We start from the raw sequence: 15,377 nt of genomic DNA, 5'->3' as shown, positions 1-15,377 counted from the left end.
CTTCGCCGCGCCATGGCCGGCGTGCGCGTAATTGTCATGCGCGAAGGGACTCCGGGCTTGTGCGGCGATCAATCCATGCTCGCATTTGGTGCGGGTCCGGCGGAATTTAAATGCGCCCTGGAAATGGCTTGTTTTCCGGCTGGAAAAGCACGCTGGCGGCGGAATTTAAATACAACAAATTTGCGGGCGGTTCGTAAAAAAAATCCGTAAATGTTTATCTTTTGTCACTACCTCACATACAATGAAATCAGCCAGGCGGACCATCGTCAAGCTAACGCGCACTACGGCAATGCACGAAAGCGGGGATCGCCGGTGTCCGGGGTTCGGGGATTGGCTCCCGGCCGACTGCCGTAAAACGGGAAGGGCATCGAGGTTGGCCGCGTCTGTCGCGCAGCCATTGGCTTTCCCGATCGCAGGGGCCATGCAGCATGGCAACGATACGACCGAACATGCAGCCACGAGCGGTACGCTGGGAAATGGATCTGGCGGATGCCACGCTGATTGCGCGCATGCGCCTGCTGCTGGCGATTTCGGTGCTGCTGGCGGTACTGATCGATCCGCCCGGCGGCGATCGCGCGCAGCAGGCGACCTGGCTGGTGCTGGCGGGCTATGTCGCCCATAGCGGCGTAGTCTATGCCGCGACCCTGGCGCGGCATCCGGTGACCGACAGCAGGCTGGTGCCCTGGCTGGACATCTGCTGGTACGCGCTGATCGTGCTGTTCTCCGGCGGCATCGGCAGCTATTTCTTCCTGTTCTTTCCGGCCATCCTGACCACCTCTTTCCGCTGGGGCTTCGAAGAAGGCGCGCGCATCACCATCGCCTCGGCCGTCCTGTTCGCGTTATGCCATGTGCCGTACGAGCTGCGTACCGACCTTTCCCGGATGCTGCTGCGCCTGACCTTCCTTCTCGTCTTCGGTTACCTGAGCGCGCGCTGGGGGGAATCCCAGCTCGAATTGAAACGGCGCCTGATCCTGTTGCGCAACGTCAGCAAACTGTCCAATCCCCGTTTCGGGGCCGAACAGACATTGCGCACCACGCTGCTGCAAACCGCGGAATTCTTCCACGCCCGGCGCTGCATCTGCGTCCTTCCCGACCATACCGAAGATGGCTACGAACTGCTGACGCTCTCGCGCCGGTACGGCTCCTGCGATTTCAGCAGCGAGACGGTCGACGCCCAGGCCATCGCACCATTGTTGGCCCCGCATGCCAGCCATGTGCTGGCATGCGAACGCCTGCCGCATCCGCGCTGGCCGTGGAAGGCGGCCACGGCGGCCTACGATAGCGGCCAGGAGAAATGGGTGCGGCCGGACAGCCAGGAAGGGCCGGACCTGACCGAACTGCTGGAGGCCGAGTCGCTGATCAGTGCGCCGTTTACGCTGCGCAATCGCGAGGGCCGGCTGTTCGTCGTCGCCGGCCAGCGGCACCTGGGCAAGCATGATGCGCTGTTTCTATTGCAGGTCAACGAACAGGCCTTTCCCGTGATCGACAACATCGACCTGCTCACGCGCATGGCGTCGGATGCCGCGCAGCAGGAGCGGAAGAAGATTTCGCTGGATATCCACGACACCACGCTGCAACCCTACATCGGCCTCAAGCTCGGCCTCAACGCCTTGCGCAACAAGGCGGCGCCGGACAATGCCCTGTTTTCCGATATCAGCAAGCTGGTGGACATGACCACCTGCGTCATCGACGACCTGCGCCATTACGCCCGCATCGTGCGCACGGCGGTGCCCTCCGAACCCATGCTGCGCACGGCGCTGCAGCAGCAGATCAGCCAGATACACGCGTTCTACGGCATCGATATCGCCCTCGAGATGGACGACCTGCCGGGCATGAACGACCGCTTCAACGCAGAGGTGGTGCAACTGGTGCGGGAGGGCTTGTACAACATTTGCAAACATAGCCGGGCACGGCATGGCGGAGTGACCCTGCGCCGCGCCGGGGACCATATCGAAATCGAGATCGTCAATGAAGGGGGAGGGGCTGGTTTCACCGATTTTTCACCGTCTTCGCTGACTGAGCGCGCCGCGGCCTTGGGAGGCCTGACACGCGTCAGCGAGGGAAGCGACGGCAGTACCGTCGTGTTGATAGAAATTCCAATATAGGCAAAGCCTCCAATTGGAGGGCAGGGAAAAAGAAAATGCATACGACAATTCGCGTCATGCTGGTCGATGACCACGAGACGATGCTATGGGGGTTGAGCCGCCTGATCGAAAGCCAGCGGCCGCGCATGGAACTGGCAGGTACGGCAAGGAATATCGAAGGGACGCTGGCGGCGGCGGCCGCGCTCAGTCCGGATATCATTGTGCTCGACCTGGACCTGGACGGCGCTTCGGCCGTCGATATCCTGCCGGCGCTGCTGGCCGCCAGTCCGGCGCGCATCCTGGTGCTTTCGGGATCGCGCGACCAGGCCTTGCTGGACCAGGCGGTCAAGCGCGGGGTGCGCGGGGTACTGTGCAAGACGGCCTCGGCGGAACAGGTGATCAAGGCCATCGAGAAGATCCACCTTGGCGAGCTGTGGCTGGACCACGATACGCTGGGGCGCGTATTCGGCGAGCTGCTGGATCCCCGCAACGTGGCCAGGAGCAATCCGGAGGCGGAGAGGCAATCCACCCTGACCGCCAGGGAACAGAAGGTCATCTCGGCCATCGTCAACAGCAGCGGGGCATCCAACAAGACGCTGGCGCAAGCCCTGTTCATCTCGGAACATACCTTGAGCAACCACCTGACTTCGATCTACCACAAGCTCAGCGTGAGCAACCGGCTGGAACTGTATGTGTATGCGATCAAGCACCAGCTATGCTGCGCGACCGCCGGGGAGACGGAGCGGCCGCTGCGGCAGCGCTGAGCGCTTTTTGCAGGAATCGCCTGCCGCGCCGTCCCGGACGGCGCGGCTTCTCATCCGCCGCCATTGAGCATGGGCAGGATGGTGCGCACCAGGCGGATCACCGCCGGCCCCATGATCACCATCACGATGGCCGGGAAGATGAAGACCACCAGCGGGAACAGCATCTTGGTAGGCACTTTCACGGCTTTCTCTTCGGCCCGCGCCTGGCGCTTGTTGCGCAAGTCCTCGGAGAACACGCGCAGCGAATCGCCGATGCTGGTGCCGAACTTGTCGGCCTGGTTGAGCATCGTGGCGAAGGTGACGATTTCCTCCACGCCGGTGCGCAGGGCCAGGTTGTGCAGGGCGGATTCGCGGGTGCCGCCGGCGCGGATTTCCAGGTTGGTCAGGTGCAATTCGTCGGCCAGCGCGCTGCTTTTCAGGCGAATCTCCTCGGCCACGCGCAGCAGCGATGCATCCAGCCCGAGGCCGGCTTCGATGCAGATCAGCAGCAGGTCGGCCGCATCGGGGAAGTTCTCGAACATTTCCCTGACCCGCCGCCGCATCATCCAATGCAGCAGCACGTTGGGCAGCACGCATCCCACCGCGGCGGTGACCAGCAGGTACAGCAGGAAACCCATGCCCTGCCGGTAGCCCGCCGCTTGTAGGGCCAGGTAGGCCAGCGCCAGGAAAACGACCGGCAGCAAGGTCTTGAGGCCGAAATAGATGATCCGGGCGTCGTCGCTGCGGATGCCCGCGCGGATGAACTTGAGCCGCAGCGCGGAAGTCTCCCAGTTGCCGGAGGGAGACGACAACCTGGCGAACGGCCCGACCAGGCTGACCATGGTGGAGGACCATGTCGCCTGGTCCTGGCCGCCCGACATCGCCCGCAGGCGCTGCGTCGTGCGGCTTGGCGCCAGCCACAGGAACAAGGCCGCCAGCCCCAGCGTCACGGCGAAAAAAACGAGGATCGGTAGCAGTAACATTTGATGCTCCTTCACGTCTTTGGATACATGGCCGGGCCGGATTCAGACGCGGATCCTGATCAGCTTGCGCAGCACGAAGATGCCCACGACCATCATTGCCAATGTGTACTTCATGAATTGCACGCCCAGGCGGTCTGTCCACAACGGCGACATGAATTCCGGATTCACCACGAAGATGATCCCGCCCAAGGCGAATGGCATGCAGGCCAGGATCCACGCCGACAAGCGTCCTTCCGAGGACAGCACGCGCACCTTGACGGCCAGTTTCATGCGCTCGCGGATGAGCGTGCTGAGCTTGCCCAGGATCTCGGTCAGGTTGCCGCCGGAATCGCGCTGGATCAGCACCGCGACCACGAAATAGCGCACGTCGGTGATAGGGAGGCGCTCGCTCAGGTTGGTCAGCGCCTGCTGCAGCGATATGCCGAAATTGATCTCGTCGTGGATGATCCTGAACTCACCGGAAATCGGCTCCGGCATCTCGTCGCCGATCATTTTCAGCCCGGAGGAGAAGGCGTGGCCGGCGCGCAGCGCGCGCGTGAGCAGGTCCAGCGCGTCCGGAAGCTGCCGGCCTATCTGGCTCATGCGGCGCGCGCGGCGCTTCTGCACGTACAGCAGCGGCAGCGCGGCGCAGCACAGCGCCGCCAGCAGGCCCAGCCAGGCGTCTTGCCGCGCCACCATCGTCGTGGCCACATAGCCCAGCCCGGCCAGGACGATGCCTCCCAGCAGGACCATCGATACCGTCCAGTCAAGGTTGGACTGGTAGATGAAACGGTCCAGGTGATGCACGCGCGGAATGCTTTGCATGAGCCGTTCCAGCAACGGCAGTTCACTGAGCATGCGGGCCTTGAGCAGGTGCGCCTGGCCGGTATCGTCAAACGATGCCGACAGCGCCTGCAGGCGGCGTTCGATTTTCCTGGCTTCCGGTCCCTTGTAGGTGCGCCACAGCATGTAGCCGCCTTCCAGCAGCAGCAGCACCGCGACGAACACCAGCACCGCCAGGATCATGAAGCCGTTGCTTCCTATGGCGTTCCACATGATGCGCCTCCTTTACTCTTTACTGGTAGTGCCTGGCGGGATCGAACATGCTGTCGGGCAGCGTCATGCCGAAGGCGCGCAGCCGGTCGCCGAACTTGGGCCGCACGCCCGTGGCGTGGAAGTAGCCCTGCACGGCGCCGGCGTCGGTCACGCCGGTCTGCTTGAAGGAGAAGATCTCCTGCATGCAGATGATGTCGCCCTCCATGCCGGTGATTTCCTGGATGCTGACCACCTTGCGCCGCCCGTCGGTCAGGCGCACCGCCTGCACCACGACCGTGATGGCCGAGGCGATCTGCTGGCGCGATGCCTTGTGCGGCAGGTTCAGGTCGGCCATGCTGATCATGTTCTCCAGGCGCGACAGGGCATCGCGCGGGGTATTGGCGTGGATGGTGGTCAGCGAGCCCTCATGGCCGGTATTCATCGCCTGCAGCATGTCGGCCGCTTCCGCGCCGCGGACTTCGCCGATCACGATGCGGTCGGGGCGCATGCGCAGGGCGTTGCGCACCAGCGCCCGCTGCGTGATCTCGCCCTTGCCCTCGATATTCATCGGCCGGGTCTCCAGCCGCACCACGTGCGGCTGCTGCATCTGCAGTTCGGCGGCGTCCTCGATCGTCACCACCCGCTCGGACACCGGAATGTAGCCGGACAGGATGTTGAGCAGCGTGGTCTTGCCCGAACCGGTGCCGCCCGACACCAGCATGTTGACCTTGGCCTTGCACAGCATTTCCAGCATCTCGGCCATTTCCGGCGTGAGGCTCTTGTATTCCTGGACCAGGTTTTCCATCTTCAGCGGCGTGCGCGCGAAACGGCGGATCGAGACCATCGGGCCGTCCAGCGCGATGGGCGGAATGATGGCGTTCACGCGCGAGCCGTCGGGCAGGCGGGCGTCCACCATCGGGCTCGACTCGTCGATGCGGCGCCCGACCAGCGAGACGATCTTGTCGATGATGCGCATCAGGTGCTTCTCATCGGTGAAGGTGACATTGGTCAGTTCCAGCATGCCGCGGCGTTCGACATAGATCTGGTCGTAGGAATTGACCAGGATGTCCGATACCGCCGGATCGGCCATGAGCAGTTCCAGCGGGCCGAAACCCAGCATTTCGTGCTGGATGTCGCGGATCAGGGAGCGGCGCTCTATATCGTTGATGGCGGCGCGTTCGTCCTGCAGCAGCCGCTCCACCATGGCGGAAATCTCGCTGCGCAGCACGTCGGGAGAGAGGTTCTCCAGCACCGCCAGGTCGAACCTGTCGAGCAGCTTCAGGTGGATGCGCCCCTTGAGCGCCTTGTAGCCGTCGCTGGCCGCCTGTGCCCTCCCCTGGAGGGCGGCGCCGTCATCGGCGGCGCTGAGTTTTTCTCGAAAGGACATGTTGATCTGCTCCGGTTGGATTGGCTGCCTCGCCTTGGATAAATGCCGCGCGCATCAGCGTTTGAACAAGCGCTCGAAAAATCCGCGGCTCTCTTCTTCCCTGGAACCCAGCGACAGCGCGAACGACGCCAGGTTGCGGACGATCGCATTGGACCGCTGCATCTCTGCCAGCAGGTCGCCGTGGTTGATGGAGTCGTTGACCTCCTTGAAGGAATTCGGAATGGTATGGATCGTATCGACGGACAGCGTCCGCCGGATTTCGTCCAGGCCGATCTCGCCGTTGCCGGAAAAGCGGTTGACCACCAGCTCGACCTTGTCCTGCGGGTAGTCCAGCGATTTGAACAGGGCCAGCAGCTTCCTGGCGTGGCGCAGGTCCGGCAAGCTGGCCTGGATCACCGGGAATATCTTGTGCGCCCGGTCGAGCGCCTTGATGCTCAGCACATCCAGGCTGCGTCCCACATCCAGCAAAATGAAGTCGTACCGGGAAACCGCCAGGGCGAGGATCGCCTCCAGGTGCTCGGGTTTGATGGTGAGCGCCTGTGCCGGATCTTCCGGTGCGGCCAGGATGCTGTAGTTGGGTGCGATCTGCACCGCGCTGCCGGCCAGGAACAGCGCGTCGAGGCGCTTGATTTCCCGCACCACGTCCGCCAGCGTCGAGGATGGGCGTTCTTCATGGACGAACGACAAGGCGTCGCCGAACTGCAGGTTGAGGTCGATGAGCAGCACCGAACTGGTCCGCGCCAATTGGTAACCGAGGTTGGTGGCGAGGAAGGTCGCGCCGCTACCGCCTTTGCACGACATGAACGCTAGGATCTTGCCGGCGGCCTTGTGGCCGCCGCCGGGCTGCTTGGCCGCGACGCGGCCCACCGCCGCGTTCAGGGCCTCGAGCGGCGCCGGCGAGGGCAATACTTCCCGCACGCCGGCGCGCATGGCGCCGATCAGGAAGTCCTGGTTCTGCGTGGCGCACAGCAGGATCACGGCCATCTGAGGAAAGCTGGCGGTCACCTTTTCCACCATGGACAGGTCGTGCATGTCGCAGATGCTGCCGTCGACCAGCATCAGGTCCGGCCGCTCCTGTTCCGCCACGAGGCGCATATGGTGCTTGTCGCCTTCGGCCAGGCTGACCTGGTGGGCCTGCGCGCGCAGCACGGCGCCCATTTCGGTGAGCCTGCCTGCATGCGGTGAAATCACAGCGATCTTCATCGGGTTCTCCCGTCGGCACTTAGTGCGCCAGCCGTGGCGGCGTATAGGAGCCGAAGTTCGGCCCGCCGCCGCTGGAGCCGCCGCTGGTGGTGATGGGGATGAAATGCCCCTGTACGTACTTGCCGCTGCCGCCCTGGATATCGTCGATATGGAAGGCGCCGAAGGCGACGATCGGCGCCTGGGTGTTGGTGACCCAGCCGGCCGGCTGGTCCACGACCGGCACCGTCACGTCGGCGCCGGGCGGGGTCGGGTATTGCGCGGACAAATCGTTGAACGACGAAGCCTTGGTGCCTGTCTGGATCCAGGTGTTGTCGCCGATGGCCAACGGCGCGGAATTGCCGTTGACGATCAGGCCCTTTATCGCGGAGTCGCTGTTGACGTTTTGCTGGAACGAGGTCCATTGGCCGGAATCGCAGTTCGGATAATGGTAGGACGAACCGATGCGCAGTTCCCATGGCTGGCCGATGACCTGCGGCACGCCGTTGAGCGTGGTGGCGGTCGCGGTCTTGGGCAGGTTGGTGGTCGAATCCCAATACAGGTCGTACAAGCACTTGTTCACGGCATAGGGGATCAGCGCCCCGGCACTGACTTGCCCCGGCGATGAAATCACCGCCACCGCGTTGGCGGTGAGCGAGATGCCCACGCCGCTGAACATGGCCGCGATCAGCGTGCCCACCGGGCCGCCGTTGCTGCCGGCGGCCTTGTTCAGCGTGACCATGACCGCCGGCTTGTCGCAAGCCGTGGTCATGACGCCGCCAACGATCGTGCATGGCCCCAGCGGCGACAGGGTGGTCGGCTGCAGGCTGCTGCCGCCGTTGATGTTCCAGTAGCCCGTCTGCACGGTGCCGTTGGCCAGCGCGACGCTGTCGGAACTGTTCATGCCGATGGAGCTGCTGGCCTTGGCGGCGGCGACCGCCCAGTGCAGGGTGGTGGAATTGGCGCTGGTGCAGTCGCTGCCGGATGCCGCCGGGGTCTTGTCCAGGCAATTGGCGCCGGCCAGCGCGGCGGCGTCCGCCGCGTTCTGCAGTTCGTTGCGCACCACCAGCAGGTGGCCGACATCAAAGGCCAGCGCGGCGAACGCGATCAATGCGATGAACCAGAACGCGACCGTGATGATCATGGCCCCTTCCTGCCGGTGCGATGATGTGTGCAACATGGCGCTTCTCCTTCATTCGTGGTTCATCGTGCTGGCGGCCGTGAGGCTCCAGGGCGCGACGCTGATCCAGCCGGTAGCGGTATTGAGGAAACCGGAATACGTGTAGCTGATCTGGACCGTGACCGGGTCGCCGAATGCCGGCGGCACGTTGCCGTTGGGATTGGAGACGGTAATGACCGGATCGGCGGTGCCGTTGCACGAGGCCGTCTTGGTGCCGCTTTTCATCGAAATGAGCGCACCGGTCACATAGGTGCAGGCGACCGCCGCCACCGATGTGGTCGACCATGGGGTGGCGCTGAGCACCGTGCCCGCGCGGGCCGCTTCGCGGCTGGCGTTGGTGATCACCGCCTTGTCATAGAGCAGGAAGGCGAAGTCGATGACCAGGAAAATGACGATCAGGAGGAAAGGCAGCACCAGCGCGAACTCCACCGCCTGGGATCCTCGTTCGTTCTTGCGTTGCATAAGTTGCATAACGCCTCCCTCGGCAGGCACCTGTTTTCCTGCCACAGTTTGTTGCCGGGGGCGGGTAGTGCGGCGCAGCCTGCCTTGCACCGGAAGCGGCGCGCCCCCATGGGCGCCGCCCCGGGTTTTACGAACAGCTTCCGCCGGTCGTCAGGCAATTGGTGACGCGGGTGACGAAATCCGAAAACGACGTGCCGGTGGACAGTGCCGACAGCGCGATCACCAGGGCGATCGAGACGACGGCAATGATCAGGGCGTACTCGATGACCTGGGCGCCGTCCTCTTCGCGAAGCATCCGTTGCAGCATGGCTATCTCCTTGGAAAAATCCGGGAGCCTTCCAAGGCGGGCCGGTTGCTCTCCGGCCCGTCTGGCTGGTCTTGGCTCACGAGCAGGTGCCGCCGGTCTTGAGGCAGTTGGTCACGCGCGTGATGAACTGCGAGAAGCCACCGCCGGCCGCGGTGAGCGCATTGAGCGCAACCACCAGGGCGATCGATACGACTGCGATGATCAGCGCATATTCGATGACCTGGGCGCCTTCTTCTTCCTTGCCAAAGGAACGGATGGTGTGGAGTAGGGTGTTCATTTTCATACCTTTCAAATGGTCAAACAGCGGTTGACGATCCTGCTACTGCCGGGGTGGTGCTCTACAACTGCAAATCTCGAAGCACTAAATTGCCTTGCTCCCATTTGCGTTCTGTCGGCCCGGCATCCGCCCCCGCCGCATGCGGGCCATTTTCTATTTTCTATTTGCCGGTGGCGCCGGCGTTGTTGGCGCCCAGCCCGCCGCCGATGTTGATCACATTGGTGGCCGGCGGCGGCGTCTTGAACGAATCGTGGTAGCGGCCCATTGCTTCGGCGGCCGCCTGGCCGTCCAGGCCGGCCGCCTGGTCAGGGTTGGCGCCGGCATTCGGATTGATGATCATCTTGGCCTTGGCCTGGCGCACGGCGTCGCCAAAGCGGGCGTCGTAGTCCGGCGTCGACGTCGCGCAGCCGGCCAGCAGCAAGATGAACAGGGAAGGGACGATCTTGTTCATGGCGGTGCCTCTTCATTTCGCTTCGGAATCGGGAGCCTGCGGGGCAGGTATGGGGGAAGACATCACATCCGGCATCGGCTGCGCCGCAGGTCCGGGGGCCGGCGTTGCGGGCGGTTGGGCCGCGGGAGCCGGCGAACCTTCCAGCTTGCCGTTGAAGTACACGGCGCCGCGGCTGGGCAGGATGTGGTTGTCGGTCGGCAGCGTGGGCGCTTCCGCGAGCGGCTTGACCAGGTGCGGCGTGATCACGAACAGTAGCTCGGTGCGGTCGTTCTGGAACTCGGTGCTGCCGAACAGGGCGCCCAGCACCGGGATTTCTCCCAGGCCCGGGAAGCGCTTGACGGTGCCGGTCACGTTGTTCTTGATCAGCCCGGCGATCGCGAAACTCTGGCCGTCGTTGAGCTGCACGGTGGTATCGGCCCGGCGCACCGTGAACGACGGCAGCACGGCGGTGACGCCGCCGACCGTGGTGAAGGGCGATCCGGTCTGAGACAGGTCCGACACTTCCGACACCATCTTCAGGTTGATCAGGCTGCCGTTGAGCACGGTCGGGAGGAACTTGACGCCGATGCCGAATTCCTTCTCTTCCAGCGTGATGGTGGTACTGCCCACGCCGTTGCCTTGCGCCACCGGGATGAATATCTTGCCGCCGGACAGGAAGCTGGCCTGCTGGCCGCTGATGGCCATGATGTTGGGCTCGGCCAGCACGCGCACCAGGCCGTCATCCTTCTGGCCGTCGACGCCGACCCGGGTGCGGCCGGCGTTCAATGCCTGCAGCAAGCCGTTGCCGCCGCTCAGGAAACTGCTGATGAGCGAATAGGAGGTGCCGTTGATGGTCCGGTTGATGCCCAGGTTTGCGCCGAGGCGGTCGAGCAGCGTCTTGCTGACTTCCGCGATCTTCACTTCCAGCATGACTTGCTGGGGCGACTTTACGCGCATCAGGTTGACCACCCGGCGGCCTTCGCCGTAAGAATTGGCCAGTCCCATGATCTCGGCCAGGTTGCCGGCATCGTTGACGGTGCCGATCAGGACCAGTGTGCTTTCCACGCCTTTGACCTGTACGTTCCGCTCTTCCGGGATCAAGTCGCGGATGCGCGACTGCAAGGCATCGGGATCGATCGATACGACGATGTCCTTGACCGTGCAGCGGCCGTCGGCGCCTTGCAGCACCACGTTCATGGAGCCGGCCTTGCGGCCGAGGAAGAACAGTTCGCGCGGGCTGAGCAGGGTAATGTCGACATCGGCCACGCCGTCGTTGTCGTTCCTGGCTTGCGCGACGGCAGCGGCCGCTGCGGGCGCGCCGCCGGGGGCTGCGGCGCCGGCGGCCGGCGCCGCCTTGTCGGTGGCGGCGGGGCGTCCCGCGCGGCTGCTCGGTTGCCCGCCGACGATCATCCGGGCAGCAGGCGCTTCGAGCCTGATCACGCTGGATTTCCCGAGGGTGACATAGGTCACGGGGTCCATGGTTACCGAGGTGCAAGGCTTGAGGCTGGCGGAGGTGACCGCCGCCGCGGCCGGCCTGCTTGCGAACGTTCCGCTGGTGAGCGCTAACGCCGCAAGAAGCGTTAGCTTGGTGTAGTCGCTGTTCACTTGAATCCCTCCCTCATCTTGATTTCGTGATGCTGGTTAGAAGCAGTTGAGGACCCGCGTGCCGTTCTGCACGACCTCAACGCAATCCTTGGGCTGGGGGGCGTGGCGCACGGCGCGCGGCTTGGCCTGGGCGACTTGCGGCACAGGCGTTTCCTTGGGCTCCTTGGCTTCCTTGGCCGGCGCTTCGCCCAGCAACTGGTCCTTGGTAATGCCGGTGGTCATCACCGGCTGGCGATCGGTCTGGTTGCGCAAGACCAGCGACAGGGTGCCGACATTGCGGGCGAGGTCGAGTTTTTCAGAGTCTTCCGGCGACAGTTCCAGCGTGACCGCGTTGACCACCTTGGGTTTGGTGTCGTCGCGTCCCACTTCCTGCGCCACGGCCAGGACCAGCACATGTTCCAGCACGGTCTTGCTGATCTGGCGGTTATCGTCGCCACGGATCCGGTCCTGGCCCTTGTCTTGCTGCGCATTGACCATCACGTCCACATAGTTGCCCGGCAAGGCGAACCCGGCCACGCCCACCACGTCATTGACGCGGACGGTCATGGCGCGTTTTCCGGGAGAGATGACGGCGGACAACCCGCCCTGCGTGCCGGCCGGCGCCAGCTTGCGCTCCAGCACCGCCTCGCCGCGCAGCAGGCCGACATTGACCACGCGGTCCTGCAGTTCCTTGGGATCCTTGAAGGTGCCGCCGGGCAAGGAACTGCTCGGCCAGTCGACCGTGGTGAGCATCTGCGGCAGTATCTTGCTGCCGATCTCGATGTCCATTGCAGCCACTACCACCTTGTTGGATGCGATGTTGCCTTGCTGCGCCACCCATCCTGCCGCGTACACCGCCGCGCCAAGACCTATCATCGTCGCCAGCAGCAACAGTCCGAGAGCTTTGATGTTTTTCATGGTCATTCCTGATCGGTTGAAGGGATCAAAGGCAATCACACATATCCGAGCTGGTGCGCGACGACGTATCCCGCCGTGCCGAGCCCGATGCTGATGCCGTAGGGAAGCTTGCCTACCGACTTGCGGGTTTCGATCCGCAGGTCAGGCCGGATGCCGCCCAGCGCGGAGAGCGCCACCGCCTGGAACATCATCCGGATGTTGCCCAGCGTCCTGGTGAATACCCGGCGGCAGAGGATGACTGCCAGGGCAAGCAGGCCGCCGGTAATGAATGTGGCTACCGATGCGTACAAGATGCCGGGGAGGCCGATGAACGCGCCGGCCATGGCCATCAGCTTGACGTCGCCGGCCCCCATCACGCCGATCGCATAGAAAGGCAGCAGCATGAAGAACCCGACGCCCAGGCCGGCGGCCGACCATCCCAGCGCGCTCCAGGGAGCGGCGGCGGTGGCGGTGTGATAGGCGAGGGCGAACAGGGCGCCATACAGGGTCAGCCCATTGGGAATGCGATAACTCCGGTAATCCGTCACCGCCGCTGCCAGCAGCAAGGCGAACAGCACGTCGATGCGCACGTCGGTAGCGAGCATGATCAGCAGCTGCAGCAGGGAATGGAGTTCTTGCATGATTTCGTCCTCATCTTTCAATGCCGCTTCCATGCGGCCATGCCGTAGTCGTCTCACCTCGTTGGCGTCATCGCCATCACCAACAGGAGCAGCACCACGCACATCAGCAGCACTACCAGCGCGAATTCGAGCCAGGAATGGCCTTGTTCGTCACGATGCAATTGCCGGCATGCCCGCGATGATTTTTCGATAGGCCGCATACGCCTCTCCAGGTAGATGCCGCCCCACCGCGACGTCTGCAGCGGCGCTGTAGCTGTTCAGGTTGAGTGCAGTATAGGAAGCGGGCAGCGGCTGCACATGAGCCGGTCGTCCCTATTTCGGCAGGATCAAGTCCCCGATTTGGAAGGCGGCATGCAGGAGATATTCACTAGCCGGAGGCAGTGGAAAATCCCGGCCGCAGATGGCCGGGGAGAGGGGGAGAGAGGAGTTCAGGCCGCCATGCGGCGCGCGATCTCGCGCACGAGCTGGCGCGCCAGCGCCAGCTTGCCGGCCGGCGGCAGGCTGGTGTGGCCTTGTTCGTCGAACAGCATCAGGGCATTGTCGTCGCGGCCGAAGGTCTGGGGGCCGAGGTTGCCCACCAGCAGCGGGATGTTCTTCTTCACCCGCTTGGCCGCGCCGTATTGTTCCAGGTTTTCCGATTCGGCGGCGAAGCCCACGCAATAGGGGCGCCGGGGCAGGGCGGCGACTTCGGCCAGGATGTCGGGATTCTGCGCGAACTGCAATTGCGGCGCGGCGCCGTCGGCGTCCTTCTTCAGCTTTTGCGTGCTGGCATTGGCCACACGCCAGTCGGCCACCGCCGCCACTGCGACGAAGATGTCCTGGCCGGCGACATTGGCCATTACGGCGTCGCGCATCTGCTGCGCGGTCTGCACATCGATGCGCCGCACCCCGTGCGGCGCATCCAGCGCGGTCGGGCCGGACACCAGCGTGACCTCGGCGCCGGCTTCGCGCGCGGCGCGCGCCAGCGCGTAACCCATCTTGCCGGAAGAGAGATTGGTGATGCCGCGCACCGGGTCGATCGGCTCGAACGTCGGGCCGGCGGTGAGCAGCACGCGGCGGCCGGCCAGCAGCTTGGGCTGGAACGCGGCGATGATGTCTTCCATCAGTTGCGCCGGCTCCAGCATGCGGCCTTCGCCCATTTCGCCGCAGGCTTGCGCGCCGGCGTCGGGGCCCAGCAGCAGGATGCCGTCTTCGCGCAGCTGGCGCACGTTGCGCTGGGTGGCCGGGTTCTGCCACATCTCCACGTTCATGGCCGGCGCCACCATCAGCGGCACGCGCGCCGGACGGGCGATGCACAGCGTGGAGAGCAGGTCGTCGCAGGCGCCGTGCGCCAGCTTGGACATGAAATCGGTGGAGCAGGGCACGATCACGATGGCGTCGGCATCGCGCGTGAGGTCGATGTGCGGCATGTTGTTGGCGATGCGCGCATCCCACTGGTCGGTGTAGACCGTGTTGCCGGTCAGCGCCTGCATGGTGACCGCGGTGATGAATTGCGTGGCCGCGGCCGTCATCACCACCTGCACCGAGGCGCCGGCGCGGCCCAGTTCGCGCGCCAGCATGGCGGCCTTGTAGCAGGCCACGCCGCCGGTCAGGCCGAGTACGATTTTCTTGCCAGCGAGATTCATATCTTGTCCCTTGCCCACAAAGTGAGGAGCTGTTCCGAGGCGGACGGCGGCCGTTTTACTTGCGGGAAACCCGGCGCAGTTCGTCCACCACGAACAATACCGCACCTACGCAAATCGCACTATCGGCCAGGTTGAAGGCCGGCCAGTGCCAGTTGCCGGCGTAGACGTCGAGGAAGTCGATCACGTGGCCGTAGGCGACGCGGTCGATCACGTTGCCGATGGCGCCGCCCAGGATCAGCGCCAGCGCCCAGCAGAACATGCGCTGGCCGGGATGCTTGCGCAGCAGGTGGATGATGAACACCGCGGCGGCAATGCCGATGGCGGTGAACAGGTAACGCTGCCAGCCGCCGCTGGCGGCCAGGAAGCTGAAGGCCGCGCCTTTGTTGTAGACCAGCACCAGGTTGAAGAAACCGGTGACCGGCAGCGACTCGCCGTAGTGGAACAGTTTCAGGATGGTGATCTTGCTGAGCTGGTCCAGCAGCAGCACGATGGTGGCGATGCCGATCCAGGGCAGCAGGCCCTGGGTCGAAGCGGAGGGAGCGGAAGAGGCAGAACGCTTTTTGGTGGCCATGAGTATGCTTGTT

At 64.2% G+C, this 15,377-nt stretch carries 16 protein-coding genes; 2 read left to right on the top strand and 14 right to left on the bottom strand.

Annotated features, from left to right (window positions below; all coding sequences use genetic code 11):
- Nucleotides 1-449 precede the first annotated feature (449 nt).
- Together J7548_RS13430 and J7548_RS13425 are read left to right on the top strand one after the other, a co-directional pair.
- Complete coding sequence (locus J7548_RS13430) at nucleotides 450-2,105, top strand: histidine kinase (RefSeq protein WP_290975111.1); 1,656 nt, start codon at nucleotides 450-452, stop codon at nucleotides 2,103-2,105.
- Between the two features lie 35 nt (nucleotides 2,106-2,140).
- Nucleotides 2,141-2,848: a response regulator transcription factor gene (locus J7548_RS13425; RefSeq protein WP_290975110.1), complete on the top strand. Its 708-nt coding sequence runs from the start codon at nucleotides 2,141-2,143 to the stop codon at nucleotides 2,846-2,848.
- 50 nt (nucleotides 2,849-2,898) lie between these two features.
- On the opposite strand, the gene J7548_RS13420 is transcribed toward J7548_RS13425, so the two are convergent.
- The 14 genes from J7548_RS13420 to lspA all read right to left on the bottom strand — a co-directional run bounded on the left by J7548_RS13420 (nucleotide 2,899) and on the right by lspA (nucleotide 15,364).
- Complete coding sequence (locus J7548_RS13420) at nucleotides 2,899-3,810, bottom strand: type II secretion system F family protein (RefSeq protein ID WP_290975109.1); 912 nt, start codon at nucleotides 3,808-3,810, stop codon at nucleotides 2,899-2,901.
- Between the two features lie 42 nt (nucleotides 3,811-3,852).
- Nucleotides 3,853-4,845 (bottom strand): type II secretion system F family protein, encoded by a 993-nt coding sequence (locus J7548_RS13415; protein WP_290975108.1) that lies wholly within the window; start codon nucleotides 4,843-4,845, stop codon nucleotides 3,853-3,855.
- A 19-nt stretch (nucleotides 4,846-4,864) separates the two neighbouring features.
- Entirely contained in the window at nucleotides 4,865-6,211 is a 1,347-nt protein-coding gene (locus tag J7548_RS13410) for a CpaF family protein (RefSeq protein WP_290975107.1), read from the bottom strand.
- 54 nt (nucleotides 6,212-6,265) lie between these two features.
- Nucleotides 6,266-7,414, bottom strand: coding sequence for an AAA family ATPase (locus J7548_RS13405; protein ID WP_290975106.1), 1,149 nt, complete (start codon nucleotides 7,412-7,414; stop codon nucleotides 6,266-6,268).
- A 19-nt stretch (nucleotides 7,415-7,433) separates the two neighbouring features.
- Complete coding sequence (locus J7548_RS13400) at nucleotides 7,434-8,570, bottom strand: pilus assembly protein TadG-related protein (RefSeq protein ID WP_290975105.1); 1,137 nt, start codon at nucleotides 8,568-8,570, stop codon at nucleotides 7,434-7,436.
- A gap of 12 nt (nucleotides 8,571-8,582) precedes the next feature.
- Nucleotides 8,583-9,041, bottom strand: coding sequence for a TadE/TadG family type IV pilus assembly protein (locus J7548_RS13395; RefSeq protein ID WP_290975104.1), 459 nt, complete (start codon nucleotides 9,039-9,041; stop codon nucleotides 8,583-8,585).
- 118 nt (nucleotides 9,042-9,159) lie between these two features.
- Complete coding sequence (locus J7548_RS13390) at nucleotides 9,160-9,339, bottom strand: Flp family type IVb pilin (RefSeq protein ID WP_290975103.1); 180 nt, start codon at nucleotides 9,337-9,339, stop codon at nucleotides 9,160-9,162.
- Nucleotides 9,340-9,415: 76 nt separating this feature from the next.
- A complete protein-coding gene (locus J7548_RS13385) occupies nucleotides 9,416-9,616 on the bottom strand; it encodes a Flp family type IVb pilin (protein WP_290975102.1) in 201 nt (66 codons plus the stop codon).
- A 160-nt stretch (nucleotides 9,617-9,776) separates the two neighbouring features.
- Nucleotides 9,777-10,067: a hypothetical protein gene (locus J7548_RS13380; protein ID WP_290975101.1), complete on the bottom strand. Its 291-nt coding sequence runs from the start codon at nucleotides 10,065-10,067 to the stop codon at nucleotides 9,777-9,779.
- A gap of 12 nt (nucleotides 10,068-10,079) precedes the next feature.
- Nucleotides 10,080-11,525, bottom strand: coding sequence for a type II and III secretion system protein family protein (locus tag J7548_RS13375; protein ID WP_366005445.1), 1,446 nt, complete (start codon nucleotides 11,523-11,525; stop codon nucleotides 10,080-10,082).
- A gap of 162 nt (nucleotides 11,526-11,687) precedes the next feature.
- Nucleotides 11,688-12,548 carry a Flp pilus assembly protein CpaB gene (cpaB, locus tag J7548_RS13370; protein ID WP_290975100.1) on the bottom strand — a complete coding sequence of 287 codons (861 nt, stop codon included), beginning with the start codon at nucleotides 12,546-12,548 and terminating at the stop codon, nucleotides 11,688-11,690.
- A 35-nt stretch (nucleotides 12,549-12,583) separates the two neighbouring features.
- Nucleotides 12,584-13,168, bottom strand: coding sequence for a prepilin peptidase (locus J7548_RS13365; RefSeq protein WP_290975099.1), 585 nt, complete (start codon nucleotides 13,166-13,168; stop codon nucleotides 12,584-12,586).
- 428 nt (nucleotides 13,169-13,596) lie between these two features.
- On the bottom strand, nucleotides 13,597-14,793 hold the full coding sequence (gene coaBC / locus J7548_RS13360; RefSeq protein WP_290975098.1) for a bifunctional phosphopantothenoylcysteine decarboxylase/phosphopantothenate--cysteine ligase CoaBC: 1,197 nt from the start codon (nucleotides 14,791-14,793) through the stop codon (nucleotides 13,597-13,599).
- Nucleotides 14,794-14,848: 55 nt separating this feature from the next.
- The gene (gene lspA / locus J7548_RS13355) at nucleotides 14,849-15,364 is read right to left on the bottom strand and encodes a signal peptidase II (protein ID WP_290975097.1); all 516 of its coding nucleotides are present in this window, start codon (nucleotides 15,362-15,364) and stop codon (nucleotides 14,849-14,851) included.
- Nucleotides 15,365-15,377 lie beyond the last annotated feature (13 nt).

The sequence above is a fragment of the Herbaspirillum sp. genome (assembly GCF_017744395.1).
GTDB lineage: Bacteria > Pseudomonadota > Gammaproteobacteria > Burkholderiales > Burkholderiaceae_D > Herbaspirillum.
Note: the sequence above shows the minus strand (reverse complement) of the source record. Positions and strands in the feature narration are given on the sequence as shown.

Excerpts from the sequence above, each read along its gene's own strand:
- J7548_RS13405 (WP_290975106.1), bottom strand. The coding sequence starts at position 7,414 with ATGAAGATCGCTGTGATTTCACCGCATGCAGGCAGGCTCACCGAAATG.
- J7548_RS13400 (WP_290975105.1), bottom strand. The coding sequence starts at position 8,570 with ATGTTGCACACATCATCGCACCGGCAGGAAGGGGCCATGATCATCACG.
- J7548_RS13380 (WP_290975101.1), bottom strand. The coding sequence starts at position 10,067 with ATGAACAAGATCGTCCCTTCCCTGTTCATCTTGCTGCTGGCCGGCTGC.
- J7548_RS13375 (WP_366005445.1), bottom strand. The coding sequence starts at position 11,525 with ATGGACCCCGTGACCTATGTCACCCTCGGGAAATCCAGCGTGATCAGG.
- J7548_RS13410 (WP_290975107.1), bottom strand. The coding sequence starts at position 6,211 with ATGTCCTTTCGAGAAAAACTCAGCGCCGCCGATGACGGCGCCGCCCTC.
- J7548_RS13420 (WP_290975109.1), bottom strand. The coding sequence starts at position 3,810 with ATGTTACTGCTACCGATCCTCGTTTTTTTCGCCGTGACGCTGGGGCTG.
- cpaB (WP_290975100.1), bottom strand. The coding sequence starts at position 12,548 with ATGAAAAACATCAAAGCTCTCGGACTGTTGCTGCTGGCGACGATGATA.
- J7548_RS13415 (WP_290975108.1), bottom strand. The coding sequence starts at position 4,845 with ATGTGGAACGCCATAGGAAGCAACGGCTTCATGATCCTGGCGGTGCTG.
- J7548_RS13385 (WP_290975102.1), bottom strand. The coding sequence starts at position 9,616 with ATGAACACCCTACTCCACACCATCCGTTCCTTTGGCAAGGAAGAAGAA.
- J7548_RS13425 (WP_290975110.1), top strand. The coding sequence starts at position 2,141 with ATGCATACGACAATTCGCGTCATGCTGGTCGATGACCACGAGACGATG.
- J7548_RS13430 (WP_290975111.1), top strand. The coding sequence starts at position 450 with ATGCAGCCACGAGCGGTACGCTGGGAAATGGATCTGGCGGATGCCACG.
- lspA (WP_290975097.1), bottom strand. The coding sequence starts at position 15,364 with ATGGCCACCAAAAAGCGTTCTGCCTCTTCCGCTCCCTCCGCTTCGACC.
- J7548_RS13395 (WP_290975104.1), bottom strand. The coding sequence starts at position 9,041 with ATGCAACTTATGCAACGCAAGAACGAACGAGGATCCCAGGCGGTGGAG.
- coaBC (WP_290975098.1), bottom strand. The coding sequence starts at position 14,793 with ATGAATCTCGCTGGCAAGAAAATCGTACTCGGCCTGACCGGCGGCGTG.
- J7548_RS13365 (WP_290975099.1), bottom strand. The coding sequence starts at position 13,168 with ATGCAAGAACTCCATTCCCTGCTGCAGCTGCTGATCATGCTCGCTACC.
- J7548_RS13390 (WP_290975103.1), bottom strand. The coding sequence starts at position 9,339 with ATGCTGCAACGGATGCTTCGCGAAGAGGACGGCGCCCAGGTCATCGAG.